At 63.9% G+C, this 23,057-nt stretch carries 26 protein-coding genes and 1 pseudogene; 5 read left to right on the top strand and 22 right to left on the bottom strand.

The window, feature by feature from the left end:
* Positions 1 to 2: 2 nt before the first annotated feature.
* The 6 genes from OIM94_RS05265 to OIM94_RS05240 form a co-directional block, all read right to left on the bottom strand.
* A complete protein-coding gene (locus OIM94_RS05265) occupies positions 3 to 365 on the bottom strand; it encodes a GPW/gp25 family protein (protein WP_264609049.1) in 363 nt (120 codons plus the stop codon).
* A 5-nt stretch (positions 366 to 370) separates the two neighbouring features.
* Positions 371 to 922 carry a phage baseplate assembly protein V gene (locus OIM94_RS05260; protein ID WP_264609048.1) on the bottom strand — a complete coding sequence of 184 codons (552 nt, stop codon included), beginning with the start codon at positions 920 to 922 and terminating at the stop codon, positions 371 to 373.
* Positions 923 to 997: 75 nt separating this feature from the next.
* Positions 998 to 1,234: a hypothetical protein gene (locus OIM94_RS05255; RefSeq protein WP_264609047.1), complete on the bottom strand. Its 237-nt coding sequence runs from the start codon at positions 1,232 to 1,234 to the stop codon at positions 998 to 1,000.
* A 16-nt stretch (positions 1,235 to 1,250) separates the two neighbouring features.
* Positions 1,251 to 4,133 (bottom strand): gp53-like domain-containing protein, encoded by a 2,883-nt coding sequence (locus tag OIM94_RS05250; protein WP_264609046.1) that lies wholly within the window; start codon positions 4,131 to 4,133, stop codon positions 1,251 to 1,253.
* Between the two features lie 12 nt (positions 4,134 to 4,145).
* Positions 4,146 to 4,688, bottom strand: coding sequence for a phage tail protein I (locus tag OIM94_RS05245; RefSeq protein WP_264609045.1), 543 nt, complete (start codon positions 4,686 to 4,688; stop codon positions 4,146 to 4,148).
* Positions 4,685 to 5,587: a baseplate J/gp47 family protein gene (locus OIM94_RS05240; protein ID WP_264609044.1), complete on the bottom strand. Its 903-nt coding sequence runs from the start codon at positions 5,585 to 5,587 to the stop codon at positions 4,685 to 4,687. Before OIM94_RS05240 ends, OIM94_RS05245 begins: the two co-directional genes overlap by 4 nt.
* 432 nt (positions 5,588 to 6,019) lie before the next feature.
* Between OIM94_RS05240 and OIM94_RS05235 the strand changes: the two genes are divergently transcribed.
* Positions 6,020 to 6,766 (top strand): hypothetical protein, encoded by a 747-nt coding sequence (locus tag OIM94_RS05235; protein WP_264609043.1) that lies wholly within the window; start codon positions 6,020 to 6,022, stop codon positions 6,764 to 6,766.
* On the opposite strand, the gene OIM94_RS05230 is transcribed toward OIM94_RS05235, so the two are convergent.
* The 15 genes from OIM94_RS05230 to OIM94_RS05160 all read right to left on the bottom strand — a co-directional run bounded on the left by OIM94_RS05230 (position 6,736) and on the right by OIM94_RS05160 (position 15,093).
* A complete protein-coding gene (locus tag OIM94_RS05230; RefSeq protein ID WP_264609042.1) occupies positions 6,736 to 7,413 on the bottom strand; it encodes a phage virion morphogenesis protein in 678 nt (225 codons plus the stop codon). The two genes, OIM94_RS05235 and OIM94_RS05230, sit on opposite strands and share 31 nt — an antisense overlap.
* Positions 7,410 to 7,904, bottom strand: a complete 495-nt coding sequence (locus OIM94_RS05225; RefSeq protein WP_264609837.1) for a phage tail protein — start codon at positions 7,902 to 7,904, stop codon at positions 7,410 to 7,412. Before OIM94_RS05225 ends, OIM94_RS05230 begins: the two co-directional genes overlap by 4 nt.
* A 154-nt stretch (positions 7,905 to 8,058) precedes the next feature.
* On the bottom strand, positions 8,059 to 9,273 hold the full coding sequence (locus tag OIM94_RS05220; protein ID WP_264609041.1) for a glycine-rich domain-containing protein: 1,215 nt from the start codon (positions 9,271 to 9,273) through the stop codon (positions 8,059 to 8,061).
* A gap of 3 nt (positions 9,274 to 9,276) precedes the next feature.
* Positions 9,277 to 9,408: a hypothetical protein gene (locus OIM94_RS05215; RefSeq protein ID WP_264609040.1), complete on the bottom strand. Its 132-nt coding sequence runs from the start codon at positions 9,406 to 9,408 to the stop codon at positions 9,277 to 9,279.
* Positions 9,405 to 9,683, bottom strand: coding sequence for a spike base protein, RCAP_Rcc01079 family (locus tag OIM94_RS05210; protein WP_264609039.1), 279 nt, complete (start codon positions 9,681 to 9,683; stop codon positions 9,405 to 9,407). Before OIM94_RS05210 ends, OIM94_RS05215 begins: the two co-directional genes overlap by 4 nt.
* Positions 9,684 to 9,905, bottom strand: coding sequence for a hypothetical protein (locus OIM94_RS05205; RefSeq protein ID WP_264609038.1), 222 nt, complete (start codon positions 9,903 to 9,905; stop codon positions 9,684 to 9,686).
* Between the two features lie 16 nt (positions 9,906 to 9,921).
* Positions 9,922 to 10,440 carry a hypothetical protein gene (locus tag OIM94_RS05200; RefSeq protein ID WP_264609037.1) on the bottom strand — a complete coding sequence of 173 codons (519 nt, stop codon included), beginning with the start codon at positions 10,438 to 10,440 and terminating at the stop codon, positions 9,922 to 9,924.
* On the bottom strand, positions 10,437 to 10,919 hold the full coding sequence (locus tag OIM94_RS05195) for a glycoside hydrolase family protein (RefSeq protein ID WP_264609036.1): 483 nt from the start codon (positions 10,917 to 10,919) through the stop codon (positions 10,437 to 10,439). Before OIM94_RS05195 ends, OIM94_RS05200 begins: the two co-directional genes overlap by 4 nt.
* Entirely contained in the window at positions 10,916 to 11,260 is a 345-nt protein-coding gene (locus OIM94_RS05190) for a hypothetical protein (RefSeq protein ID WP_264609035.1), read from the bottom strand. The genes OIM94_RS05195 and OIM94_RS05190 overlap by 4 nt, the downstream gene beginning before the upstream one ends.
* A 2-nt stretch (positions 11,261 to 11,262) precedes the next feature.
* Positions 11,263 to 11,478: a tail protein X gene (locus OIM94_RS05185; RefSeq protein WP_264609034.1), complete on the bottom strand. Its 216-nt coding sequence runs from the start codon at positions 11,476 to 11,478 to the stop codon at positions 11,263 to 11,265.
* Positions 11,478 to 11,951 (bottom strand): head completion/stabilization protein, encoded by a 474-nt coding sequence (locus OIM94_RS05180; RefSeq protein WP_264609033.1) that lies wholly within the window; start codon positions 11,949 to 11,951, stop codon positions 11,478 to 11,480. Before OIM94_RS05180 ends, OIM94_RS05185 begins: the two co-directional genes overlap by 1 nt.
* Positions 11,948 to 12,136, bottom strand: a complete 189-nt coding sequence (locus OIM94_RS05175; protein ID WP_264609032.1) for a hypothetical protein — start codon at positions 12,134 to 12,136, stop codon at positions 11,948 to 11,950. Before OIM94_RS05175 ends, OIM94_RS05180 begins: the two co-directional genes overlap by 4 nt.
* A gap of 123 nt (positions 12,137 to 12,259) precedes the next feature.
* Positions 12,260 to 13,108, bottom strand: coding sequence for a phage terminase small subunit (gene gpM, locus OIM94_RS05170; RefSeq protein WP_264609031.1), 849 nt, complete (start codon positions 13,106 to 13,108; stop codon positions 12,260 to 12,262).
* A gap of 52 nt (positions 13,109 to 13,160) precedes the next feature.
* On the bottom strand, positions 13,161 to 14,216 hold the full coding sequence (locus OIM94_RS05165) for a phage major capsid protein, P2 family (RefSeq protein WP_264609030.1): 1,056 nt from the start codon (positions 14,214 to 14,216) through the stop codon (positions 13,161 to 13,163).
* Between the two features lie 58 nt (positions 14,217 to 14,274).
* A complete protein-coding gene (locus OIM94_RS05160; RefSeq protein ID WP_264609029.1) occupies positions 14,275 to 15,093 on the bottom strand; it encodes a GPO family capsid scaffolding protein in 819 nt (272 codons plus the stop codon).
* Positions 15,094 to 15,275: 182 nt separating this feature from the next.
* On the opposite strand from OIM94_RS05160, the pseudogene OIM94_RS05155 reads away from it, so the two are divergent.
* From OIM94_RS05155 to OIM94_RS05140, 4 genes and pseudogenes are all read left to right on the top strand, one after another.
* A pseudogene (locus OIM94_RS05155) lies at positions 15,276 to 17,060 on the top strand (terminase large subunit domain-containing protein); the annotation flags it as partial.
* Between the two features lie 172 nt (positions 17,061 to 17,232).
* Complete coding sequence (locus tag OIM94_RS05150) at positions 17,233 to 18,141, top strand: phage portal protein (RefSeq protein ID WP_413716380.1); 909 nt, start codon at positions 17,233 to 17,235, stop codon at positions 18,139 to 18,141.
* A gap of 2,826 nt (positions 18,142 to 20,967) precedes the next feature.
* Positions 20,968 to 21,180 (top strand): hypothetical protein, encoded by a 213-nt coding sequence (locus OIM94_RS05145; RefSeq protein WP_264609027.1) that lies wholly within the window; start codon positions 20,968 to 20,970, stop codon positions 21,178 to 21,180.
* Between the two features lie 10 nt (positions 21,181 to 21,190).
* A complete protein-coding gene (locus OIM94_RS05140; protein WP_264609026.1) occupies positions 21,191 to 21,649 on the top strand; it encodes a hypothetical protein in 459 nt (152 codons plus the stop codon).
* 311 nt (positions 21,650 to 21,960) lie between these two features.
* On the opposite strand, the gene OIM94_RS05135 is transcribed toward OIM94_RS05140, so the two are convergent.
* Entirely contained in the window at positions 21,961 to 22,605 is a 645-nt protein-coding gene (locus OIM94_RS05135) for an SOS response-associated peptidase (RefSeq protein ID WP_264609025.1), read from the bottom strand.
* Positions 22,606 to 23,057 lie beyond the last annotated feature (452 nt).

Below are 23,057 nucleotides of genomic sequence, written 5' to 3'. Positions count from 1 at the left end.
TCCTATGCGTAGACGGTGAGGCCGCCGCGGGACGCGAGCGGCACGGTGAGGCGGGTGCGCAGGGTGGCGCGAGGCTGGTCGGTACGGATGCCTTCGACGATCACGATGGCCTTGCCCGGCGCCGGCTGTTCCAGGCCGACGCGGGTGACCTTGATCCGCGGTTCCCAGCGCTTGAGCGCCAATGCGGTCGCCGCGAAGATCCGGATCCGGCTGGCGGGGTTGGCGGGCTGGTCGACCAGCTCCGGCAGCAGCGAGCCGAACTCGCGCAGGCAGGGCACCGAGCCGATCGGGGTGCTGAGCACGCGGCCGACCGACTGCCCGAGGTGCGCATCGCCGTCGAGCGGCTTTCCCGTGGCGGCATCCATGCCCCTCATTGCGGAGCGCCCGAGACGCCGCCGCCGGGCTGCACCTGCAGATGCTTGTGACCGGTCAGGCTCTTGCCGGCGGCGACCACGTCGCTCGCGCTGGTGATCTTGCCGGTCGCGTCCAGCTTGCCGTTGAGCGTCACATCGGTGTTGAGGGTGAGACCGCCAGGGGCGGAAATCTCCGCCGAGCCACCGGCGCCGATCGCGATGGTGAGCTTGTGGCGCTGCCCGTCATAGATGAGCCGGGTGCCATCGGGAAAGTCGATCAGGCACGACGTGTCGCTGGCGGGGGCGGGATGCGCGTCGCTGAACAGGGCGCCCAGGATGATGCCGGCCTCGACATCGCCTTCCGGGCAGAAGAGCAGCACCTGCTCGCCGACGCTGGGGGGTGACCAGATCCGCACGGCGCCCGCGCGCGGGGCTGCGAAGGGTATGTCGCCGGTGAGGAGGTCGCCCACGCGGACGCGCACCGTGCCCTGGGCAAGATCGAGGCTGTCGATCGTGCCCAGGCGCATCAGGTTGCCGATCAGGCGGCGGGGATCGTTGAGGTCGCTCACGGTGCCAGACTGTGCCGCCGGCACCGGGATCGTGCGCGGGTGTGGGTTTGTAAAAGCCCGGTTTACAAGTCTGCCCTATTTCGCTGCGGCGGGGGCCGCCTCCGCTGCCGGGGGCGGATTGGTGATGGCGCCGGCCGCAATCTTCACCTCGACGCCCGCGGCGACGTCGGCAATGCGGGCTTCGGTCCCGGCGGCATCATATTTGCCCTTAGCGTTCAGTACCGTGTTCACGTCGCGGGTATGGGTCACGCCACCATGCTCGAATGTCACGTTTACGGTACCGGTGCCGACGCTGTTGATCGTCCATTTCATAGCTGCTTCCTCCATTTCAAACGCCCACGGCGCGCCAGTCGATGGCGTCGATCTGATTGATCGAGGTCGAGGCGGCGGTGTACTGGACCATCAGCGAGCAGCCGTCCGTCGAGCGGGAGACGCGCTGGATGGTGATGTCGTAGCGGTTGTTCGCGAAGCTGTTCACGCCAGTCGCCGAGATGTTGACCGAGTCCGCATTGGTGAACGGGATCGGGAAGGTGACGGACTGCTGCCCTTCGGTGAACGGGCCGTTGATCGTGCCCCATTGCTCGATGACGCCGTTGGGGCGGCGCTCCCAATAACCGTTCGCGTTGGAGCCGAAACGGGCGCCATCGCTCTGCAGCACGAAGTCCGATGCCTGGCGGCCGTCGAGCAGATCCGCGTCGAGGCCGGAGCCGGCACCGTCATTGCCGACATGCCAAAGCGTGAACACGTCGTTACCGAAGCTCCACCCCCCGACCTTGAACTTATTATCGACATCCAGGCCAAAATAGGAGGCGAAGCCGCCGGGCCGGTGGAAGGACATCATCGCGGCGCCGGTGCCGTTTCCGCGCACCTCCACCTCGCCACGATCGCCTGCGCTCCCTGCCATGCCGCCATTGCCCGCAGCGTCCGCATTAAAGACCAGCTTTCCGGTCGCACGATCGCCAGCGCTATTCAGCGGCGAATAACCCAGCCGCGCCTTAATGTTGGCGTAGTAGCTGCCGTCCTGGCCGTCGAGGAGATCGGCATCGAGGCCCGAGCCGGCACCATCGTTCGACGCTCGCCAGACATCGCCTAAGGAAGCGTTGAGGGCGAAGTCCGATGCATGGCGGCCGTCGAGCAGGTCCGCGTCGAGGCCCGAGCCGGATCCATCATTGCCGATGTGCCAGATGGTGTAAGCATCGCTTCCCAAGCTCCATCCGCCAACCTTCAACCGATTATCGGTATCGAGACCAAGATAGGCAGCGTGCGCACCAGGCCGATGGAATGACATGATGGCAGCGCCGACCCCGTTGCCGCGGATTTCGATCTCGCCACGATCGCTCGCGCTTCCCCCCATCGCCGCATCACCGGCCGCGTTCGCGTTGAAGACCAGCTTCCCGGTCGCACGATCTCCAGCGCTGTTCATCGGCACATAGCCTAGCCGTGCGACGATGTTGGTGTAGTAGCTGCTATCCAGGCCATCGAGCAGATCTGCATCCAAGCCTGAGCCGGCACCGTCGTTCCCAGCATGCCAGGCGCGCTGACCGAGCAAGCGGACTTCGCCTGATGCCCGATCAATCAGCAGGACGGTGCCGATGTTGGTACCGGCATCGTCGAATCGGCTGATGTAGAAGCTAGACCCGGCGTTTCCGCCGGTCTCGCTGTCATTTGCCATGCCCAAGTCCCAACGCGGACGGTTCTGCCGCTGGAAGCGGTTCAGGCCGTAGTTGCCTACACCAGCCTCGTGATAGAGGATTGAGCCGTTGGTGATGCCGACATTGCCGGTGAATGCATCGCCGGTGCGGCTCGCGGGGGTGTAGCCGAGCCGCGCGGGAATGTTGGTGTAGTAGCTGCCTTCCTGACCATCTAGCAGATCGGCGTCGAGGCCGGAGCCAGCTCCATCATTCCCAGCGTGCCAGATCGTGTATGCATTTGCGCCGAGGCTCCAGCCGCCGATCTTGAGCGCATTATCGGTGTCGAGCCCGAGATAGGTGGCGAAGGCGCCGGGCCGGTGGAAGGACATCAGGGCGGCGCCCACGCCATTGGCGCGGACCTCGATCTCGCTACGATCGCCGGCTGATCCTGCGATCCCGCTGTTGCCAGCAGCTCCCGCGCTGAAAAGAAGGCGACCGGTCGCCATATCGCCACCCCGATTGAGGGGCGTGTACCCCAGGCGCGCGACGATGTTGGTATAGAAGCTGCTGCCTTGGCCGTTGAGCAGATCAGCGTCGAGTCCGGACCCGGCCCCATCGTTGCCGGAATGCCACACCTTGCCGTTCCGGCTGAACATATCGCCACTTCCGCGACTGATCGCGAAGGGCGTGTCGAGGTAGTTACCGCCATCATCATAGCGGTTGATCAGAAAGTCGCTCCCGTTGTTGGCGCCGGTTTCGGCGGCAGCGCTCATCTTGGTGTCCCAGCGCGCCCGACTATTCCGCTGGAAGCGGATGACCGCCTCCGCCGCTGTTGGGGTCTCGAAGAAGAAGACGGGGGACACCCCGTTGGAGATCGCGATATTGCCGGTAAACGTGTCGCCCGCGCGGTTCGCGGGGGGGTAGCCGAGCCTAGCCGGGATGTTGGCGTAATAGCTGCCCTGCTGCCCATCGAGCAGATCCGCATCCATGCCCGAGCCCGCGCCGTCATTGCTCGCGCGCCAGATGTCGGTGCCCCAGGCCGAAAGCCGGGTCGATAGCGTGAAATTCAGGCTCTTCGGCGTGATGGCGCGGCGATCGTCCGTACCGGCATTGGCTTCCGCGTCGGTCGCCAGCTCCACCACCCCCAGCGCCTCGGTGGTGGCGGGTGGGTTGAGGAAATTCGTGGCGCCAAAGGTGAGGCTGGTCGCGGCGATGTCGGCAAAGCGCACGTCCAGGGCGAGCAGCAGCATCGCCTGCGCCGATTTTTCGACGAGCGGCGATGCCTGGGTATAGGCCGCGAACATCGTGCCATCGGCAAGATAGAGGGCGAGTGAGCGCACCGTATAGGCGGCACTGCTCTCGTCCCGAACGGTGACGTGGAGGGTATCGGCCGCCACTGCATCGCCCGCGATTGTGACGATACGCTTGATCTCCCCGGGCATGCTGGTGCTGCCGGCGCCGAGATTGAAGGATGCCGCCGAGACACCGACCGAGGCGATGCGAACAGCGTTGGTGCCGTCCCTGGCGGCGTTGACCAGCGCAGCGCGGCCGGCATTGGTGACGGTGATGGTAAGCGGCATCGCAGGCTCCGATCAGGCGTCGAATTGAAGGCGGGTGAACAGGACGGGGCGCGCAACGGCGATCAGGCCGGTTGCGCCGGTGAAGCGGAGCCCCTGGGTGAAGGTGAAATGCGAGCGCACCGGCTTGGTGCGGCGGACTTCGTTGATCACGGCATCGGCAAAGGCGGAGGTGGCGGGCGCGCCGTCATTGCCGCTCAGCTCCACCGCCATGGTGAAGGTGTGCGGCGGGCCGGGCGGATCGAGCTGCCACCATTCGCGCAGCGCGACGGAGCCGCCGAACGATTCGACCACCGCCCGAACCGATGACGCGGTGCCCTTGCGTCGCTGGATCTCGATCGCGCGGCGCACGCGGGCGCGCTTCACCGGCTCGGGCCAGTCGCTCGACCATGCGTCGATGGAGACGGCCCACGCCAGATAGGGGAGGAGGGGGAGCGGGCAGGTGTCCGGATCGACGAGGGAGCGCAGCGGCGCGGGCACGTCGCCCATGCGCGCCGTCGCGGCCTCGATCGCGCGTTCGAGCGCCGTGACATTCGGGGGCAGCAGGCTCCCGGTCATTCGCCGGTGCCGGCATAGGTGAGGGCGATGCCGGTGCAGTAGGCGGCCTGGGTGCGGTCGACGATGATGTCGGCGGCGGGCGCAGACAGCACGACATTCTGCACGCCTTCGACATGCAAGGCGGCGAAAATGCCCGATCGCGTGATATCGACGCCCAGGCGGTGCTGGCGTTCGCGATATTCCTGCACCCGCCGCTGCGCCTCGGCGAGGACGATCGAGCCATCCGGGCCGCTGAATGTCGTGAGCGAGGCGGTGATCTGATAGGGCAGGATCGTCGCAGACTGCACCATCACCGCGTCGGTGAGCGGCCGCACCGTCTCGGCCGATACGTGCGCTGCCACCTTGGCGAGTAGATCCGGCGCGGGGGTGCCGTTGCCCAGTCGCGACAGGATGGTGACGAGCACCTGCCCGGGCGCAGGGCTGGTCGCGCTCGCGTCGAGCACGTCCCCATCGGCCGAACGGGCGTGGAAAATATACGCCCCCTCCGGCCCCGCCACCGAGAACCCCTCGGGCGCGAGGACCAGACGCGCGCGCAGCGCCGTGTCGCTCTCATAGGTCGGCGGCACGTTGTTCGCCGGATCACCGGGATCGAGCTCTAGCCGGGTGACCGACATCAACGCGGCCAGGTGATCGAGATCGGTGCCAGTGGCGAAGGCCGGCATCACCGCTTTCGCCGCGTCGTTGATCCGACCGCGCAGCAGCAGCTCGCGATAGGCGCAGACTCGCAGCAGCATCACCGCCGGATCGGATTCCACGGTTGCATCAAAGCTGGGCAGCAGCGCCTGCAGGCTGGCGAGCATCTCGCCATAGATCTGCTCGAAGCGCAGCGGCTCGATCACGTTCGGCGCGGGCAGGCGCGAAAGATCGACCGCGGTGAAGGTGACGGAGGTGTCGGCCATGGCGCCCATGTCGCGGGCGCATGGCTGAAGGGGCCAGCGGCGGGGCTTGTAAAAGCGCGGTTTACAAGGTCAGGGGCTCAGGTGGCGCAGCAGCAGATGAACATCGTGACGGTCTCCGTACCGATGATGCTGAAGACCCGCTGCGGCTACAGCCCCCCGTCTAGACCTTAGGGGGTATCTACCAAGCCGACCGCCGCATTTCGCTTCTTCGAGCTCCCCCCGGGGCTCCCAAGCTTTTCATGACCACGATCTGTAATTTGCGAAATGATCGTTAATTATTGATTCTTATCGGCAATTTTTAATGGAAATTGTAAAGCGTATCTAATATAATTATCGTTGTTCCCTTTAGTATTGTGCTTTGGCGCTATCAAAAACTGATTTGTGATATCTATATATCACCAATAGGCAGGCATGCAAACATGGGGGTGTGGGATGATGGGGATTCGAGGGCTGCTGCTCAAGAAAATTATCTCTATTGTATTTGCACTAATTTTTGCCGTCCAAATTCCTGCAAAATCGACAATACTGATTGGAAGTTTCTCTGGATTCATTATCGACGAAGGCACTAGTAAAGTGGACTTTTCTCTTCCGATAAAAGGAAGTTTTAAATTTGATTCATCTATTTTAGGGGATCAATATTTAGGGTGGTTGTACGACTCTTTGCACTACAATCCACCCGTGCACATAGAGTATTCGATAGCGAACGCATATTTCAGTTTCGACACGAGTTATCGTGTAATCATGAGGATATTTAACGAATCGAATTTTGAGCAGTTTGAGGGCGGTTGTAGTGGTTGTGGTAGCGCGTTTGCTTTCGACTTTTTAAGCGACCCATCAATCAAACCTAACGAAAAATTCGGATTTTCTATAGAATCCCGAAGTACTGCAAGTTTGTCTCACGAGCAGTATTCTTTAATCAAAGCGGATGGAAAAAGTTTGAATTTTGATGTATTATCCGGAGTTTTTTTGTATCTTCAAACGGAAGATTACTATATTCGGAAGGATGTCGTCATAGGGGCAAGCTTGCCACAGGGGCGGGCATCTCTAAGTACATTGTCGGTTCATTCCGCAGTACCAGAGACCGAAACTTGGGCCTTCTTAAGTCTCGGATTTTTTGCGGTGGGTGGGTATAAAAGAATGCGACCTCGTCAGCGCCATTCTGTCGAAAAGCTGAGGTGATATAACAGACTCTCGAGAATGAGACCGGTCTCATTTTCGTTGATTTCAATCAACTTACGTCTGGCATAACGCACCGGCTTCGCCTTGGCTGCCGGGCGATCCATCAGCCCCTCCTGCGACACGCTTGCGATCTCCGACACGCGCCCCGCAAACCCGATCCATGCCTCGCGATCGGTGGCCCCGGCGCGCAGGTTCCGGCCGTTCCGCAGCTTGCGGAACATGGCGGTGCGGCGGATGCTGCCCTTGCGCCGGAACTTGCCCGCACCCTTGTTCTGTTCGTCCGACTCGAGCGGTAGCCATCGGTCCACCTTGTCCCAGAAGAAGCTGCGGATGCCGCCCGCCTCGATGTCGAAGCCAGTGAGCAGATTGCCTTCGTGCACCCAGCTTTTCATGAGAACCAGGCGCGGCTCCGGCGCTCCTTTGGGGTACAGGAACTTCACCGCATAGTTGCCGGGGCGCGGGGGCACCTTCTTCTTGCGGGGCGCGAAGCCGGTTCCATCCGGATTTTGCTGGCGACCGATGCGGGCCGACTCTGAACGCTGCAGATCCTTCGCCATCGCCCGCAGCAGGCGGCGGCGCTCGGCGGGCGCGATGCTCCGCAGCAGCGCGCCTGCAATCCGTTCCACTTCGGCCAGATCGTCGCTCATCCGACGTGCTCAGCCACAAGCCGGGTATCGTCTGCGGGAACATCGCGCAGGAGCAGTTGCAGCAGCGATACGCAGCCGACGCCATCGAAGGCATCGGCGAGCGGGGCCTGCTCGGGATGGCTGGTGGTGAAGCCTCCGGTTTCGAGCGGCTGCACGATCACGATCTCGCTCAGCTCGATCCAGACCGACACGTCTGCCGCCTCGGCGCTCAGGAGTTCGGACTCGAAGCGGAAGGGCTCCTGGGGGTTGGCCTGCAGCAGATCCGGCTGCGCTTCGGAGATCCATGCAAGGATCGGAACCATCAAACCGTCGATCGACCCCGCATAGTCCTGCACGACCAGGTTGAGCGTGTAGCGATATTCGAACGCCAGTGATCCGGGCCGCGCTGCAACGCGGCCCTTGTCGACGAACAGGCTGAGCTTCGAGGGATCGTCGCGCAGCTGCGGCACATGGGCGAGCAGCACGCAGCGGAGACTATCGGGCTTGTTCATGCTCACCTACCGACGTTTGCGGTTCGGGCACGAGGCGCGCTTTCTCGCCAAAGATGGGGGAAGGATCATAGGGTGTGACCCCATCCCATTCGACGCGGTTGACCACATTGTCGCTGTCGTCGACTACCAGATACACAGCCACGATGAGGCTCCCTCAGAAATACCAAATGACGCGCGCTTCGCCGCGCCCGCCGTCCCCACCTGCGCCCGAAACGAAGCCGACGTCGCACGCGCCGCCACCACCGCCGCCACCGCCCGGCGTACCGCCGGATCCTCCGGCAGCGCCCGTTGCACCGGTCAGCGCCGCGCCGCCGCCGCCGCCGCCGCCGGCTGTCTGGGCGATGGTGTCGACCACCGATGTGCCAGCGCCCCCGGTAGGGGCAGACGATATGCCATTCGCGCCGGCAGCTGTTCCGCTGACCGCGCTGCCAGACCCAGCACCACCGGACGCTGCTGATCGGATGACATTGCTGGCATCCATGCTGCCGCCCGCGCCGCCACCGCCAGCAGCGCCGCTGCCGCCCGGTGCCGGGGTCGCACTCGAGGTCGCGGCGGAGCCGTTACCGGAGGTGCCAAAGGTTCCATTGGGGCTCGCCACAGCCGCGGCACCATTGGCTCCGCTGCCAGCCGCTCCTCCCGCGCCCCCATCTGCGCGGGCGAAAGTGCCCAGCAATGTCGTGCCGCCCGCTGTTCCAGAATTCCCGTTCGCGGCCGCCGTGCCCACACCAGCCCCCCGAGCGCCGCCGGCACCGATCGTTATCTGCTCGGTCGTGCCGTGGATGCTCGCAGGGTAGCTGCCATAATGGACGGCACCTGCCGCACCGCCGCCGCCGCCGGTACGAATGGTGGAGAGCGCGCCGCACCGTCCGCTGCCACCGCCGCCGCCGCCGCCGATCAGCATCGCGTCGAAGGACGTTGCAAGCGGCGGCTTGACGCTGGCGGCGGATCCAGAGCCGGTGATGACGAACCTCAGCGGCGCAATGTTCCAGTGCATCGGCAGCCAAGCACTACCGGTCCACAGCAGGCTGACGCTATCGTTGCGGGCGGAGAGCCATGCCAGATCGATTGCGCCGGAACGGACGGTAACGCGGTTCGCGCTCGCATCGAACTTGCGGATCCAAAGCCGGTCGCCGGCTTTGAAGCCGGCGGTTGGAAGGGTGCACAGCATGGCACCCGCGCTGGCATCGGCGACCAGCAGTTGGCCGACATCCGCGACGGCCAGGACGTAATCCGCAGTCTTGACCAGCAATGCCAGACGACCGGCGTAGAGCTCTTCGAAATTGCCGTTCGCCTTGATCCAGGCGTCGCGATCAGTGTCGCCCTTGTTGTCGTTGGGCCTGTCGCCAACGCCGATGATTGCGCGCGCCATCGCTCAGCTCCTGTCGGTCGTATAAAGGGTGGAATCCGTCGTCTTGGTGGTGCGATCGACCGTGCGGGACAGGAGCGCGACAACAGCGCCCTTCAGCGCGAATATGATCGGCGAGAGGCCAAGGCCCAGCTTCACAGCCACGCCTCCAGCTGCGTCGCGGTGGTCCCTGCGGTGATCACCTTGGTGATCGACCATGGGAGCACCTGATCCGCGGCGATTTTGCTATCGCGCTGTTCGCCGGAGGCCATGAGAACTCGAATGGTGCCGCCCGTCCCGAGGCAGCGGATTGCGCGCGACGGAGCGGGAAGCGGCGTGCCCTGGACAATCGGCACCACGTCGATCGCAGCGCCCTGGGCAGCAATGGCATCAAGCTGGGACTGCTGCAGTTCGGCGGTGGCGGCTTTGCTCATTCAGCGGGTCTCCGGTTCGGGCGTGCAGGTTCCAGGGGCGATCCAGTCGACCAGGCGCCGGAAGCGGACGCGCTGGTCGCGATCATGGATCACCAGCGCGCGGAGGGCGGCGCGCAGCGGCGGGGGAAGGGTGGCGACCTGATCGGTCGGGAAGGCGGTGGGCGCTGTCGGGCAGGCAAGCAGATCGGCGGGCGGGGTGTCCTTCACGGGAAGGGCGATCACCTCCGCCGGGCGGTGCTCAATCGGGCGGCTGCAGCCCACCAAGGCGGTTGAGAGCAGCAAACCAGTTGCCATCAACACGATCGTCATCGCGGATCTGCGCATCGGCTTTCTCCATGGTGGTGAGGGCGGCGGCCCGGTTCCCGGTCTCAACTCGAGCGGCGACGAGATCGCGGCTCGACTTCGCTTCGCGTTCGGCTGCGGCGGCGCCGAGCACGCGGGCAGTGGCGGCAAGGGTGTCGGCGCGGAACTTCGCCAGATCCTGCACCGCTTCGCGGCAGACCGCGCCGCGGGGCATCCGCACCTTGTGGGTGCGGCCGGCGGCATCCTTGCGCTCGATCGTGGCGGCGTCCGTCCCGGCGCCGGCATGCGCGCAGGTCTCGCGTGCCCAGCTGGCCCAGGCATCGCGATCGGCGCGGGTGCGGCGGGTGTCGACGTAGAGGCAGGCGGTGGCGATGCCCATGGCGATCAGCACCAGCCAGCTATTGCCCGCCCATTTGTGCAGCGCCCGAAAGGCGCCGGTGATCAGGCTGATCATGCGGTTCCCTTTTCCATCATTGCCGCGAGGCGGGTGGAGCGCGCGCCGACCTGGCGCGCCCAGAGCGACGCGCGCATCCCGGCGGCGGCACCGGCGAAGTCACCGCGCTGCATCTTCGCGAGCGTGTTCTTGAACCCGAGCAGGCGGTTGATGCCGAGATTGAAGCACATGTTGAGCAGCACGCGCTGGCGCACGTCGCACAGCCCCCGCCACCAGGGCAGCTTGGCGTCGAGCTGGCGCTCGCAGACGGCGATATCGTTGGCGAGCAGGGCACGCGATTGCTCGCGCGTGATGCCGTCGCTGATCACGCTGGCGACCGTGATACCGAGCGCGGCGGTTTCCGCCTTCGAGATCCCCACATCGTCCAGGTTGCGGCCGATGCCGATCGTGCGCTTGTCGGCCGTGCAGCGATAGACCTTGAGCCGTTCGTCCTCGTCGCGGATCAGCTCGGCGGCGAGCGCGTCGCGATTGTAGCTCACTGCTCGCCTCCCTTGCCAAGGAAGCGGTCGCGCAGGGTTGCCGGGATGGTGCCAGCGACGTCGGCCGCGGCGGCAATGAAGCGCGGGGTCGCCTCGAAGGCGATCATGCCGATGGTGAAGGCGATGCCCTGCAGCACGAACGGATCGAGCGTCCACAGCGCGCCGATCGCGCGGCCTGCGAACCACGACACGACGATGCCAACGGCGAGCTGGGTAAAGCGCTCGCGCCACGTAAGCCCCTTGCGCCAGGCAAGCCCCACGGCCGCGCCGATCGCGCCGGGGGCGATGCCCGAGAGGAGGGCAAAAAGCGCGTCGAGGATGGCCGCGATCTTCTGTTCCATGGTCAACTCCAGAGCTGGACCGTTTCGCGCACCGGCTGTGCCTGGGCGGCGATGGCGGGGAGGGTGACCGGCGTGCCGATCGGAAGGACGGCACCGCGATCGGCGAGGCCGGGATTGGCGGCGAGCACCGCATCGAGCGCTTCGGGGCCGAGGCCGCGCTCGCGCCACAGCAATTCGTCCAGCGTGTCGCCCTGGCGCGCGGCGAGCACGTCCGCCATCAGAGCAGCTCGACGTTGGTGCGGGTCTGGCCGAGGATGCGACGCACCGCGTGCAGCGCGTCGCGGCGCAGCTCGCCGACCGAGGCGTCCAGCTCGTCCACCTTGCGCTGGCCGGCGCCGGTGAGATCAACGTCGCGCTGCCGCTCCACCAGCAGCGCCTTGGTCCAGGCGCCAATGGCGAGCTGGTACAGCACGACGTTGCGGGTGGCCCCGTCGAGCGGCGGAGAGGGGACCTCGGCGAAGCTGGCGGCGGTCTGCGCGGCGCGCCAGCCTTCGAGCTGGTCGTTTGCCCAGATCATCGCCTCGCGCACGGCGTCGCGCAGGCGCTCGGCAGGCAGGTCCCCGGGGATCCGGCGAGCCTTGCGCAGGTCGACGGGATCAACGTTCGGGAACCAGCCGTCATTGACGATCGGCGCGCCATCGGGGGCCGCAGGCGGCGGCGTCAGAATGGGGCCGCAGGCGAAGCCGTTCATGCCAATACCGACGACGAGGCGGCTTCCATGCACAGCACGAAGCCGAAAGACCCAAGAACCACCACCGAGGCAGTTTGCAGGCGGGTGCGAATGTTTTCAGCGAAGAGGAAGTAGATCGACGCGAAGAGGACCGCAGCGGTGCAGAGCGCCAACCCGGTGGCAAGCAGCATGTAGATGATAAGCATGGGCTGGTCTCCGTGGGTGGCGCCCCCGGCAAGCGGGGGTGGGGACCGGGTCCGCGACGGCCCTCAGCCCGCAGGCCCTCCCGTCGCGCGCGATCCGCCCCCGAGCGCCGGGGGGCGAGCTGGTCAGTTGCCCTTGGCGGGCGGGGTGGTGGTGGCGGTCTGTGCCGACGCGGCTTCACTCGCCTTTTCGATCTGCTTGATGCGACCCTTCACGCCGACACGGTCGTCGAGCTGCTGCGCGCGGCGCAGCGCGGCCAACGCGGTGCCGAAGGCATCGGTGTTTCCGGCTTCCGCATCGAGCGCCATCTCCGTGCCGATCGCCTTGAACAGCTTGGCGCGGATCTGATCGTGCATGTCCGCATCGGCCGTCAGGATCTCGGTATCGACGAGGACATCGAGATCGAAGCGTTCCCCCGCAGCCTGCACCCTGGCGGCGGCGGTGGCGATTTCCTCCGCCACCAGGGCAGCGGTAGTGCGCTGGTAGCGCGCCGGCATCGGCAGATCGTAGCGGAGCATATAGTCCGCCAGCTCGAGCGCGCCCCGATACTCGCCGACGTCGATCAGCCAGACCATGATGGTCGGGATCACGTCGTCGCCCGCGGCCCTGCCGGTCTCGCGCGCGGCACGCACCCGGGCCATGACCCAATCGCGATAGGGCGGGAGCATCTCGCGCTTGGCCTCGATCTTCTTCTCAATCGACTGAATGGTCTTCAGGCGCCGCATGTCGTGCACGAGGCGCAGATGGATCTGCGCGTCTGGGCCGTCGCCGAGCGCGGGGTCGATCGCGACGGGGCGGTCGACCGTGGCCAGCGCCGCGTGCTGCAGGGCATGCAGGCGCGCGGGGCTGGCGGAGACGATCGCAAGAGCTGGGTCCTGCCCGCCCTCTCCCTGGGGCGCGGCAACGATCGGGGTAGCGTGATCGGGCTTGGCCGCTTGGGCGAAGCGTTCACGATGCTGGCGAGCTGGGCTCATGATGCGTTCCGGTGCTGGTTCAGAAAAGGGCGGGCAGGCTTGACGCAGAGCCTCAGCTCTTCGGGCCAATCTTGATGTTCTCGACCAGGGCGGCCTTGCCGTATTCCTCGACCATGAAGGCGTCGTTCACCGACTCGTAGTTCGCGATCCGGTCGAGGTCGGATTCCTCGCGAACGTTGCGGCGGCTGGAACCGATCTGCCAGTAATAGGACAGGTTCTTCAGGCTCGTGACCAGCAGCGCATTGGCCGGGAAGTACGGCAACTGCACCGTCGGCTTGCCGCCGAGCTGGCGGCTCGACATCAGCACGTCGCGCGCCACCATTTCGGTCGCGGTGTTGCCGGCTTCGGTGATGATCTTGAAATACTTGTCGTGAACGAGGTCGCTGCCGACCACCACAACGAGGTCGGGCGCGCCGCGGAACTCCTCATGGATCAGATTGTGGATCACGTCGAAGACGAGCGCGTCGAGGTTCTCGTAATCCGAGGGACCGGTTTCGGAGACATAGACCTTGAGCTGATCCAGATCGCCATGGGACAGCACGCGATTGGGGGCATAGGTCCGCATCTTGTGGAGCCAGCCGTAGTTGACGTCCTGCAGCAGCGGATTGGCTGCGCGGTTGGTCTGCGCCTTCGCGTCGACGCCATTGAACCCGATCTTGATGATGTCCTGCGATTTGGCGAGGATGATCGCGTCGCGGCAGAGCTGCTGGAATTCCGGCCGATGCGCCCAGGAGTCGAGCAGGGCGTAGCGCCAGTGGTAATCATAGTTCGTCTGCTTGCAGAGATACTGGTCAATCGGATCGCTGCCGAACGGATCGACCGTCTGGCGTCGATTGCCGCCGGCCGTATCGGTGCGGCTCGCGATCGAGCCCACCACACCCACGCCGACGCGGTCCCCCATCTGGGGAACTACCGGCACGATGTTGATCCGCGAGAGGAAATCGCTGCTGGTCTGCAGCTTCGCCTGCAGACGCTGCTCGATCACCGGCGTGACGGTGAATTTCTTGATCTCGGTCGAGCCGGCAGAGAAGAAGTCGCCGTCCAGGCTGTTGAGCTTGGCGATCTGCCCGAGATAGGCGTTAAACAGCTTGCGGGTCTGATTCTGCATTTCGGATGCTCCGGGGGTGCGGGGTGAGGCGCGGGCGGGTGCGGGGGCTGCGCGGCGATCAGCAGTCGGTCTGGAACTGGCTCGCGGCACCGGTGGAGGGCGGGCGGCTGAACCCGGCGGGCGTGTCTTCGAGCTGGCCCTTCATGGTCGACAGCTCGGTGCGCAGTTCACTGATCGCGTCGTGCGCCGGCTTCACCGCCGCGGCGACCTGATCGCCGATCGCCTTGGTGAAGGCGGCGAAATCCATATTGTCGTTCGCGGGCGGGGTAGCGGGGGGCGGCGGGGGCGGCGGCGGCGTGCCGGGCTCCTCGGTGGAGCGCTTGAACATGTCGGCGACCTTCGCGAAGCCGGCGACGATCGCGTCGGCGATGCCGGCCGAGCCTGCCTCGAATTCGATCGCGACCGCCTCGGTCGAGGCGCTGAACAGCGTGCCCGGCGCCGAGCGCGCGAACTGCAGCTTCTGGGTGCCGATGCTGGCGGGGGTGTCGGTGAAGGCCAGGCCGACCAGGCCGATCTTGCCGGTACCGGCATAGTCGGGCGTCAGCTCGACGGAAGGGTAGGGCTTCTGCTCGGCGGCGGACAGCTTGACGAGCTGGTCGTTGCCCTCGACCTGCACGTAGAGCGCGCGGCGGGTCTCGTCCTTGCCGGCGATCTTGAACGTGTCGTCCTGCGCCTTCACCGCGACGACGTCGCCATAGCCGTTGAAGGGCGGTTCCGGGCTGTAGCCGGCAAGATGCTCGATGTTGATGCGCGGCGAATAGGTGTCGCGGTTGAAGGTCTCGACCACCTGGTCGATCATCTCGTCCGTGATCGTGCGGCCGTCGCTGATCGTCTGACCGGCGACGAAAGCGCGGAAATACTTGGAGAGTTTGGCCATGGCGATGCTGGTCCCTTGATGATCGCGGCAGTGCGGCGTTTGACCAGGCGAACAGGGACCGGATCCCGGCATCTTCTCAAGCGAGGTGCCTTGTAAAAGCGGGGTTTTACAAGGTCGGCCGCTGAGCGACCGCGTGAAGGCGTGGCTAGGTTCGGCGCGCCATGCATCCCGCCGACGAACCCCTGCCCGCATCGACGATGCCCATCCCGGTGGATGCGCGCAGGAGGGCGCGCAGCCTGTACTGGCGCTATTGGACGGTCACCCAGATCGCCGAGGAGCTGGCGCTATCGCGCGCCACGGTGGAATCGTGGCGGCAGCGCGATCGTTGGGATGATGCCCCCGCGCTCACCAAGATCGAGGACGCGATCGAGGCGCGCATCGTCGGCCTGATCGACAAGGACAAGAAGACCCCCGGCGACTTCAAGGAAATCGACCTGCTGATGCGGGCGGTGACGGCGGCGGCGCGGGTCCGCCGCTATGAGGCCCCCGGCGGCCACGAAGGCGACCTGAACGAGAAGGTCGGCAACCGCAACGCGGGCGAGAAGAAGAAGGCGAAGACCAACCACTTCACCACCGAGCAGGTGGAGGAGCTGGAGCGCATCTTCCATGACGAGCTGTTCGGTTATCAGCAGGATTGGTGGGACGCGCGCGACCAGCGCACCCGCATGATCCTGAAATCGCGCCAGATCGGCGCGACCTGGTATTTCGCACGCGAAGCGCTGCTCGACGCGCTGCGCGGGCGCGGCAACATGATCTTCCTCAGCGCCTCGAAGAGCCAGGCGCACATTTTCCGCAACTACATCATTCAGTTCGCCGCGCGGGTGGGCGTGAAGCTGCAGGGCGATCCCATCGTGCTCAGCGCCGAGACGCTGCCCGAGGGCGAGGATCTGCCACAGCTGATCTTCCTGGGGACCAATGCCCGCACTGCGCAGGGCTATCACGGCAATTTCTACTTCGACGAGTTCTTCTGGACCTATGGCTTCGAGGAACTGAACAAGGTCGCCAGCGGCATGGCGATGCACAAGAAGTGGCGGAAAACCTATTTCTCCACACCGTCGACCGTGGCCCACCAGGCGCACCCCTATTGGACGGGCGAGCGCCGCAACCGGCGGGTGAAGAAGGAGAACCGGATATCGATCGACACCGGCCATGCACGGCTGAAGGCGGGCGTGGTTTGCGAGGACAATATCTGGCGCCAGATCGTGACGATCGAGGACGCGGAGGCGCGCGGCTGCGACCTGTTCGATCTGGACGAGCTGCGCATCGAATATGCGCCGGATGAATTCGCCAATCTGCTGATGTGCCAGTTCGTTGACGACAGCCTCTCGGCGTTCAAGTTTAACGAGCTGCAGAAGGCGACGGTGGACGCGCATGTCGATTGGACCGACATCAATCTGCTGGCGGCGCGGCCCGTGGGCACGCGCGCGGTGTGGGCGGGCTATGATCCGCAGGAGAGCGAGAACGGCGACAATGCCGCTCTGGTGATCGCGCTCCCGCCCGAGGGACCGTCGGGCAAGTTCCGGCTGCTGGAGAAATACCAGCTGCGCGGGCAGGATTTCCAGGCGCAGGCCGAGTTCATCCAGGCCAAGCTGGCGCGGTACAACTGCACCTATCTCGGCATCGACGCCATGGGCGTGGGTGCTGCCGTCTATCAGCTGCTGCGCGACAAGGTGCGCGGCTGCACCAAGATCGAATATTCGCTCGAGACGAAGTCGGCCATGGTGATGAAGGCGCAGCACAGCTTCGCGCGCGGCCGCATCGAGTTCGATGCCGGGTGGATCGACGTGCAGTCGAGCTTCCTCAGCATCAAGAAGGCGCTGACCGGCTCCGGCCGGGCGCTCACCTTCAAGACCAGCCGCGGCGACGAGGATATCGGCCACGGCGACCTGGCCTGGGCGGTGATGCACATCCTGATCAACGAACCTCTGGACGGCAGCGCGCGGCCGAAGACGCGCATGGAGATTGTCGATGGCGAAGCGGAACCGGACGCGGGCAATGTCCCGGCAGGAAGCGGGAGCGGCCTCGTCTGGGGCCTTGGTGCCGGCGAACGACGCAACTGTATCGGCGAGCCGATCGGGCGGTCTGGCGTTCAGCTTCGGCGATCCGGAGCCGGTGCTCAACCGGCGCGAGCTGCTCGACATGGCCGAATGCTGGCACAATGGGCGCTGGTACGAGCCGCCGGTGCCGCTCGACGGCCTGGCGCGCGCGTTCCGCGTCTCGCCGCACCACAGCAGCGCCATCATGCTCAAGCGCAACCTGCTGGTCGCGTCGTTCGAGCCGTCGCCGCTGCTCGGCACCGCGGCATTCGAAGCGATGGCGCAGGATTTCCTCGTCTTCGGCAACGGCTATCTGGAGGAGCGCCGCAATGTGCTGGGCGGCGTGCTGCGCTATGATCACGCCATTGCCAAATACACGCGGCGCGGGGTGGAGGAGGGGCGCTTCTTCTATGTGCCCGGTGACCGTGACGAGACCGAGTTCGTGCCGGGTAGCGTGGTGCAGGTGCGCCAGCCGGACGTGAACCAGGAGATCTATGGCGTGCCGGAATATCTGAGCGCGCTGCAGTCGGCGCTGCTGAACGAGGCGGCCACGCTGTTCCGTCGCCGCTATTATCTGAACGGCAGCCATGCCGGGTACATTCTCTACGCGACCGGCGAGATCGACCAGAACGACACCGACGCGCTGAAAGGCGCGCTCAAGGCGTCGCGCGGGCCGGGCAACTTCCGCAACCTGTTCGTGCACGCGCCGAACGGCAAGGAGGGAAGCCTCAAGATTCTGCCGATCGCCGAGGTAGGTGCGAAAGACGAGTTTCTCGGCATCAAGAACGCGACGCGCGACGACGTGCTCGCCGCGCACCGAACCCCGCCTCAGGTGCTCGGCATTGTGCCGGCGCAGGGCTCCAGCGGCTTCGGCAATCCGCTCCAGGCCGTCGACATGTTCTTCCAGCTGGAGATCGTGCCGCTGCAGGTGAGGCTGCTGCAGATCAACGAGCTGACCGGCCGCGAGGTGATCCGCTTCCGCGAGCGCAAACCGATGGGTGCAGCATCATAGCCTATAAACCCTCTCAGGCATTGCGCCTACATCGTCACGTCAGCAAAGTATTGGCGATAGCAGCCGAATTCGAAGGTAGTAACCCGTGCTCGTTGAGAGTGGGACGTCTTGGTTGATCACGCTAACGTCCCCTGCGATCTACTGCGCGCTGCGCCGCTTAGCTGTGCGGCATGGACGCTGCTTTTTGTGATCGTCTTCTGCCAAAGGTGAAGGTGATCAGCGACGTCGGAGGAACGTTGCACCGCCTGCGAGCGCTGCAGGAGCATTGTACTACTTCGTGGATGCTGAATTTGCCTGGTGAACCAGCTGTAAAAATATGAGCGGGTCAAAACGGTGATCGGCCGAAGCTCGTCGCTGCCCTGATCCCGCGCAGTTGTAAGATCCCGTTCTCGGTGAGCGAAGCGCCGGGTGTTCGACAGGTGACTATCAGCGCCGCCTATATTTGTGATCGAAGGAGCCCAAAGCGGGTGAGCTGTTGATTGCAAAAATCGTAATCGGCGTGAAAAGCGCGAACATGCGCCCGCGCCTTCCCACATTGATCGAGCTAGAGTTGGGGGCGGTGGCAGTGCTTTCGCTGCTGGCGATGAGCACCGTCGTCGTTTCGTTGCTTGGATTGATTTCCTAGCTACGGCTTAAGCGCAGTTGCAGAGATCCAGCTACGTCTGCATTGTATCGAAATCAGGTGCCCGATTCGCCTAGTATCGTGTTCGGCCTGCCCGATTGTATCAGCGTTGACGATGTAGCGTACGTGAATGATTGCAAGGGCACTGAGCTGCCTTTGCGACACAACTAGATTCACGCGCTTCACAGTTCCCTGTGCTAATCTCATTCTGCGGGTATTTTGCTTAGTCGGGAGACAGTATGCTAAATAGAACTGCCACAATGATAGCGATCTTCGCTTTGCCTCTCGTTCACGCTGAAGGTAAAACCTACATTCTAGGATGTGTAACTCATAAAAATAATAGTATCGCCAGTTATCCTGACTATCGCAGTTGCGATGATGCAGCTCGGGAGCATAGGCGCAAGTATCCCGGACATGGAGTTGGCTGCCGCTAAATTATCAAAAGATAGGGTGGGCCGTGAATATATTTGCTCGAGCAGCTTTGGTTTTGGTCGTAGCCATATTTTGCTTTACGTTTAGTGGTAAGGCAGAGGCGCAAATCACACCGCGACAAAAAATCCAGCAGTGCTTTCAAAGCGGAGCATTCGATCAGCGGTTGATGCAGATGTGTACTGGCCTCAACGTATCGCAGAGCACGTTTGCGTCCTGTATGTCCGGAGGACCCTGCTTCGGAGAGATCTCAGGCCCGTTCGTACCTCCTTCCATGGGTGCGCCCTTCTGCGGAGTAATGGGAACACCTTACTGCCCTGTTCCAAGATCCTGCGGTTCAGCCTTCAGTATCCCGTGCCCATTTTTTATCCCGCCCGGATATCCGCCTCCGCCGTTTATCACCGCTCCTGCATGTGGTTCATACGGCTTTCCCCCATGCGCGACACCCGTTCCCTGTGGTGTTTATGGCGGGTTACCGTGTCCGACTTCGCCGGTTGTGCCAGGCATGTGGCATGGCGCCCTCGACACATTTGCGCCGGGCACAGAGCAGCAGAACATCTACGTAGCAGTGCCCGACAATCCGGAAGCTGCGCAGCAGCAGTCAGGGATAACGTTCGCGGAGCCGGCGGTGCCGGACGTAAGCAAACTCATGCAATGCAGATCATCGACGTCGAACGAGCAGGCGTTCTGGACATGCGTGGCAGAGCAGGCGTTGCCAGGAAAGTACAAACTCCTGGCCTCGTGCGTTGCAAGCAATTCGGATGATCCTGTCTCCGCGTACGCGTGCTCATCTGGCGACTCGAACCTTCAGCAGTCGGTTGATAGATTCAAGCAGGTGAAATCCTGTTTAGAGGTGCACGGACAAGACTCTCCCGCCTTGGCTGGATGTCTGGCAACTCCATACTTGGGAGCTAAGGAGAAGCTCTATGCAGGATGTCTGGTAAATAACTATAATCCGGCTAACGGCTTGAACTACACTGGTGCGGCGCTTTGTGCTCTTGGACCGCAGCTCACTCCCGAGCAGCAGGTCGCACTAGATTGTGCCGTAACCACTGGAGGCAATCCCAAGCTATGGGCGGTTTGCACTGGAGGTCGTCTGGCTGCGACGGAATTAGATAAGTGCTGGAGCAATGGCATTGCGACCCCCGGGGGGTGCTTTGGACCGAACAATGCCTTTCGACAGTGGGCAAACGAGCTAAAGAATCTGGCCACAGGTACCTTCGGCAGCAATAGTGTGGCTTCTCAGGTAGCTACTGCCTACGTAGATAATGTCCTTGCTCCCGGCCCGAATCACGAGGTGGTCAAGCTAGCTAACAGTACGCTCAATGATCTTAAGAATGGTCCCGGACCCAATCATGAGATAAATAGGCTGGCGAGAACAATGAGTAAGGGTTTGAAGTCGGTACGGAGAATAAAGGTTAAATGGTGATGAATATAGGATGACAATCTGTCGGCTATTAGATTCTGATCGCCGTGCCAATGGGTCGTGGGGCTGGTCGCGTAATAATACGAGATAGACACCGCTACTAGAGCTTTACAGCTTTTCGTGCGGGCGTGCGAAGGCAGATCTAGAAGCGGCCACTCCAGTGCCCCACGCGGGGGCGGGTGACCCGGCGGCGGTAGGCGGGAGCGATGCCTCCGACGGCAAGCGGCGCTGAAATTTGCGCACGTTTGCGAGATGTCGGCTGTAAGGCCGCCTTGCGATATGTTCTATGTTTGTTCTAACTGGGCTGACGCCGAGATGTCGGCGATTCGACAGCTACAGGAGTTTGAGCATGGAGCATGATCTCCAGCTGCGTGCGGCCGCGCGCGCGATTTATGACGCCTGCTACCCAAGCGAGGATTGGGCGCCCGTGGGCTTCGAGGAAGCGGAGCGATTCAGGACCGTTCATTATCGTCAAGCTGTGGGCGCGGCCCTGCAAGCCCGTTCGGTGCTGAATGATTGCGCCGTGCAGCCTACGCTGTTCGCGGAACAAACGTGCGTCTGAGATCGGCCCGATGGACGCAATCGAGAGAACGAATTGGCTGGCCCATCGTTGGCAAATAGAGCTGGAATCCTTCCCCTATGGCGAATGGCTGATCCATGTCGGCAAGGTCGAGGGGCATCGCGTTGTGCAAACAGCCTCGGCGGCTGAGTTCGAAGCGTGGAAAGCAGCACAGCGGCCACTTTGCCTGGCTCGGTTCATCGCAGAGCGCCGTGAGCTACATCCTGCGGAGGTGGTGATTTTCGCGGGGACCCATCGCCTTGGGCGGATCCCGCCGGAGCTATGGTGCGGGTATGACGTGACTCTGTTGATCGACGAGCCGCCGGCGACGCTGCTCTCCGCTAAGGTCCGGGCGATGTTTCCTCCCTGGCCCGGTGCGCTTGTGCGGGTACTGCCGCAGGCGGAGGTGCCAACCCTGGGTCTGCGGAAAGCGGAAAAAGTCTCGGGGCCGCGCCTGCGGCTGGTAAGCTGAATGGCGCAGTACGACGAGCATGGGGGCCAGGTGCCGCGCACACTGTTCGAGGCAGCGGCCTTCCATCGCTCGGTTCGCGCGACGTGCGTCGCTTGCGGACATGTGGGCGTTTTCCACGCCGCCGCTTTGTGGAGGCATTTCGAGCGGCGGCAGTGGCCGGGCATGCTGATCGACGCGGGGGCTCGCCTCCGCTGCTCAACCTGTGGGAAACGCGGTACGTCGATCGAGCTCACACGGGACCCGCCCACGGTTACCAACTTGCCGCTGCCGACCGACGTAGAGTGGCGCCGTGCGGTGAGCCGCTTTCGCGCCTAGAGCAGCACTGCCTGATCGGCGGACGCTTTCCGCTTCACCCAAGGCGCGGCGGTGCGATCCGTCACGATCAGGTCGTTGGGGAAGCTGCGCGCTTGTAGGCCGACAAGCTCCTCGAAGCTGCCCTCCAGCCACGTCGCATACTCGTCGCGATGCAGAAGCACCGGCATCCGATCGTGCACCGGGCGGATCGCCTCATTGCAGTCGGTCATGACGCCTGAATAGACAGGCCCCCACTCCGCGCTGTCCCGCCACAAACCTGCCCAGGCAAAGACCGGCTCATCCTTGATGCTGAACCAAGTGCGCGTCTTCGATCCCTTCGTGCCCTCGGCTTCTGCGAAGCCGGTCAGGGGGATCAAGCATCGCCACTCGGGTTTGCGCGCCAGGCCGACCCACATGCCTTTGCTCAGGTCCGCGATATTGTTGACGGGCTTTGGCTTTGCCGTGGGGCTCATGGACTTCAGGCGCAGCGGAAAACCCCAGACCATCGACTGCATCGCTCGGGTGCCATCCACCGCGCGTACGATCAGGCCAGGGTAGCCGGGGTACACGTCCTCACCAGCGTTGGTTTGTACCGGCTGGTCGACGCCGAACTGGGCGGCGACTTCTGCGGCGGACATTCGCAGGCGGTAAAGATTGCACATGGGTTGCAGCCTAAGCTGACGTTGAAGCGGCTGCAACGCTCGGGGGGGGGGCTTGCGTCCGCCGGAGGTCGCACCCACCGAGCGCGCCCTCAGAACGAGCGCTTTTCCCCCCGCCTCGCCCGCCCCCTTTTTGTGTCCCTTTTGATGCAGCAAGGTGCCGTCGTGCGCGCCTTGGAGCGGGGCGGGGAGGATCGCGATGCGATTTGATGCACCTTCGGCATCATCACAGCTTATCAGCAAGCCAGAGCGATCCGTCGCGCGGCGGCTCGATCCGCGACAAGCCAGCCAGAGCGGTCATTATTCGGTCGAACCTCGCCGGGCTTCCCCGCTGGGGAGCCCTCGAGGCGGCGCAAGCCGGCTCGTCCCTCTGTCGCGGCTCGGCGACGAAGGGTCGTATTCTTGGCCGGATGGTCCTGTGTCCGCAAATCAACGCGTGCCCGATAGGGCACTCC

The organism is Sphingomonas sp. R1 (assembly GCF_025960285.1).
Classification (GTDB): Bacteria; Pseudomonadota; Alphaproteobacteria; order Sphingomonadales; family Sphingomonadaceae; genus Sphingomonas.
This window is presented reverse-complemented; position numbering and strand designations above follow the sequence as displayed.

Excerpts from the sequence above, each read along its gene's own strand:
- OIM94_RS05265 (WP_264609049.1), bottom strand. The coding sequence starts at position 365 with ATGGATGCCGCCACGGGAAAGCCGCTCGACGGCGATGCGCACCTCGGG.
- OIM94_RS05255 (WP_264609047.1), bottom strand. The coding sequence starts at position 1,234 with ATGAAATGGACGATCAACAGCGTCGGCACCGGTACCGTAAACGTGACA.
- OIM94_RS05250 (WP_264609046.1), bottom strand. The coding sequence starts at position 4,133 with ATGCCGCTTACCATCACCGTCACCAATGCCGGCCGCGCTGCGCTGGTC.
- OIM94_RS05245 (WP_264609045.1), bottom strand. The coding sequence starts at position 4,688 with ATGACCGGGAGCCTGCTGCCCCCGAATGTCACGGCGCTCGAACGCGCG.
- OIM94_RS05240 (WP_264609044.1), bottom strand. The coding sequence starts at position 5,587 with ATGGCCGACACCTCCGTCACCTTCACCGCGGTCGATCTTTCGCGCCTG.
- OIM94_RS05235 (WP_264609043.1), top strand. The coding sequence starts at position 6,020 with ATGATGGGGATTCGAGGGCTGCTGCTCAAGAAAATTATCTCTATTGTA.
- OIM94_RS05230 (WP_264609042.1), bottom strand. The coding sequence starts at position 7,413 with ATGAGCGACGATCTGGCCGAAGTGGAACGGATTGCAGGCGCGCTGCTG.
- OIM94_RS05225 (WP_264609837.1), bottom strand. The coding sequence starts at position 7,904 with ATGAACAAGCCCGATAGTCTCCGCTGCGTGCTGCTCGCCCATGTGCCG.
- OIM94_RS05220 (WP_264609041.1), bottom strand. The coding sequence starts at position 9,273 with ATGGCGCGCGCAATCATCGGCGTTGGCGACAGGCCCAACGACAACAAG.
- OIM94_RS05210 (WP_264609039.1), bottom strand. The coding sequence starts at position 9,683 with ATGAGCAAAGCCGCCACCGCCGAACTGCAGCAGTCCCAGCTTGATGCC.
- OIM94_RS05200 (WP_264609037.1), bottom strand. The coding sequence starts at position 10,440 with ATGATCAGCCTGATCACCGGCGCCTTTCGGGCGCTGCACAAATGGGCG.
- OIM94_RS05190 (WP_264609035.1), bottom strand. The coding sequence starts at position 11,260 with ATGGAACAGAAGATCGCGGCCATCCTCGACGCGCTTTTTGCCCTCCTC.
- OIM94_RS05185 (WP_264609034.1), bottom strand. The coding sequence starts at position 11,478 with ATGGCGGACGTGCTCGCCGCGCGCCAGGGCGACACGCTGGACGAATTG.
- OIM94_RS05180 (WP_264609033.1), bottom strand. The coding sequence starts at position 11,951 with ATGAACGGCTTCGCCTGCGGCCCCATTCTGACGCCGCCGCCTGCGGCC.
- OIM94_RS05175 (WP_264609032.1), bottom strand. The coding sequence starts at position 12,136 with ATGCTTATCATCTACATGCTGCTTGCCACCGGGTTGGCGCTCTGCACC.
- gpM (WP_264609031.1), bottom strand. The coding sequence starts at position 13,108 with ATGAGCCCAGCTCGCCAGCATCGTGAACGCTTCGCCCAAGCGGCCAAG.
- OIM94_RS05165 (WP_264609030.1), bottom strand. The coding sequence starts at position 14,216 with ATGCAGAATCAGACCCGCAAGCTGTTTAACGCCTATCTCGGGCAGATC.
- OIM94_RS05160 (WP_264609029.1), bottom strand. The coding sequence starts at position 15,093 with ATGGCCAAACTCTCCAAGTATTTCCGCGCTTTCGTCGCCGGTCAGACG.
- OIM94_RS05150 (WP_413716380.1), top strand. The coding sequence starts at position 17,233 with ATGGCCGAATGCTGGCACAATGGGCGCTGGTACGAGCCGCCGGTGCCG.
- OIM94_RS05145 (WP_264609027.1), top strand. The coding sequence starts at position 20,968 with ATGGAGCATGATCTCCAGCTGCGTGCGGCCGCGCGCGCGATTTATGAC.
- OIM94_RS05140 (WP_264609026.1), top strand. The coding sequence starts at position 21,191 with ATGGACGCAATCGAGAGAACGAATTGGCTGGCCCATCGTTGGCAAATA.
- OIM94_RS05135 (WP_264609025.1), bottom strand. The coding sequence starts at position 22,605 with ATGTGCAATCTTTACCGCCTGCGAATGTCCGCCGCAGAAGTCGCCGCC.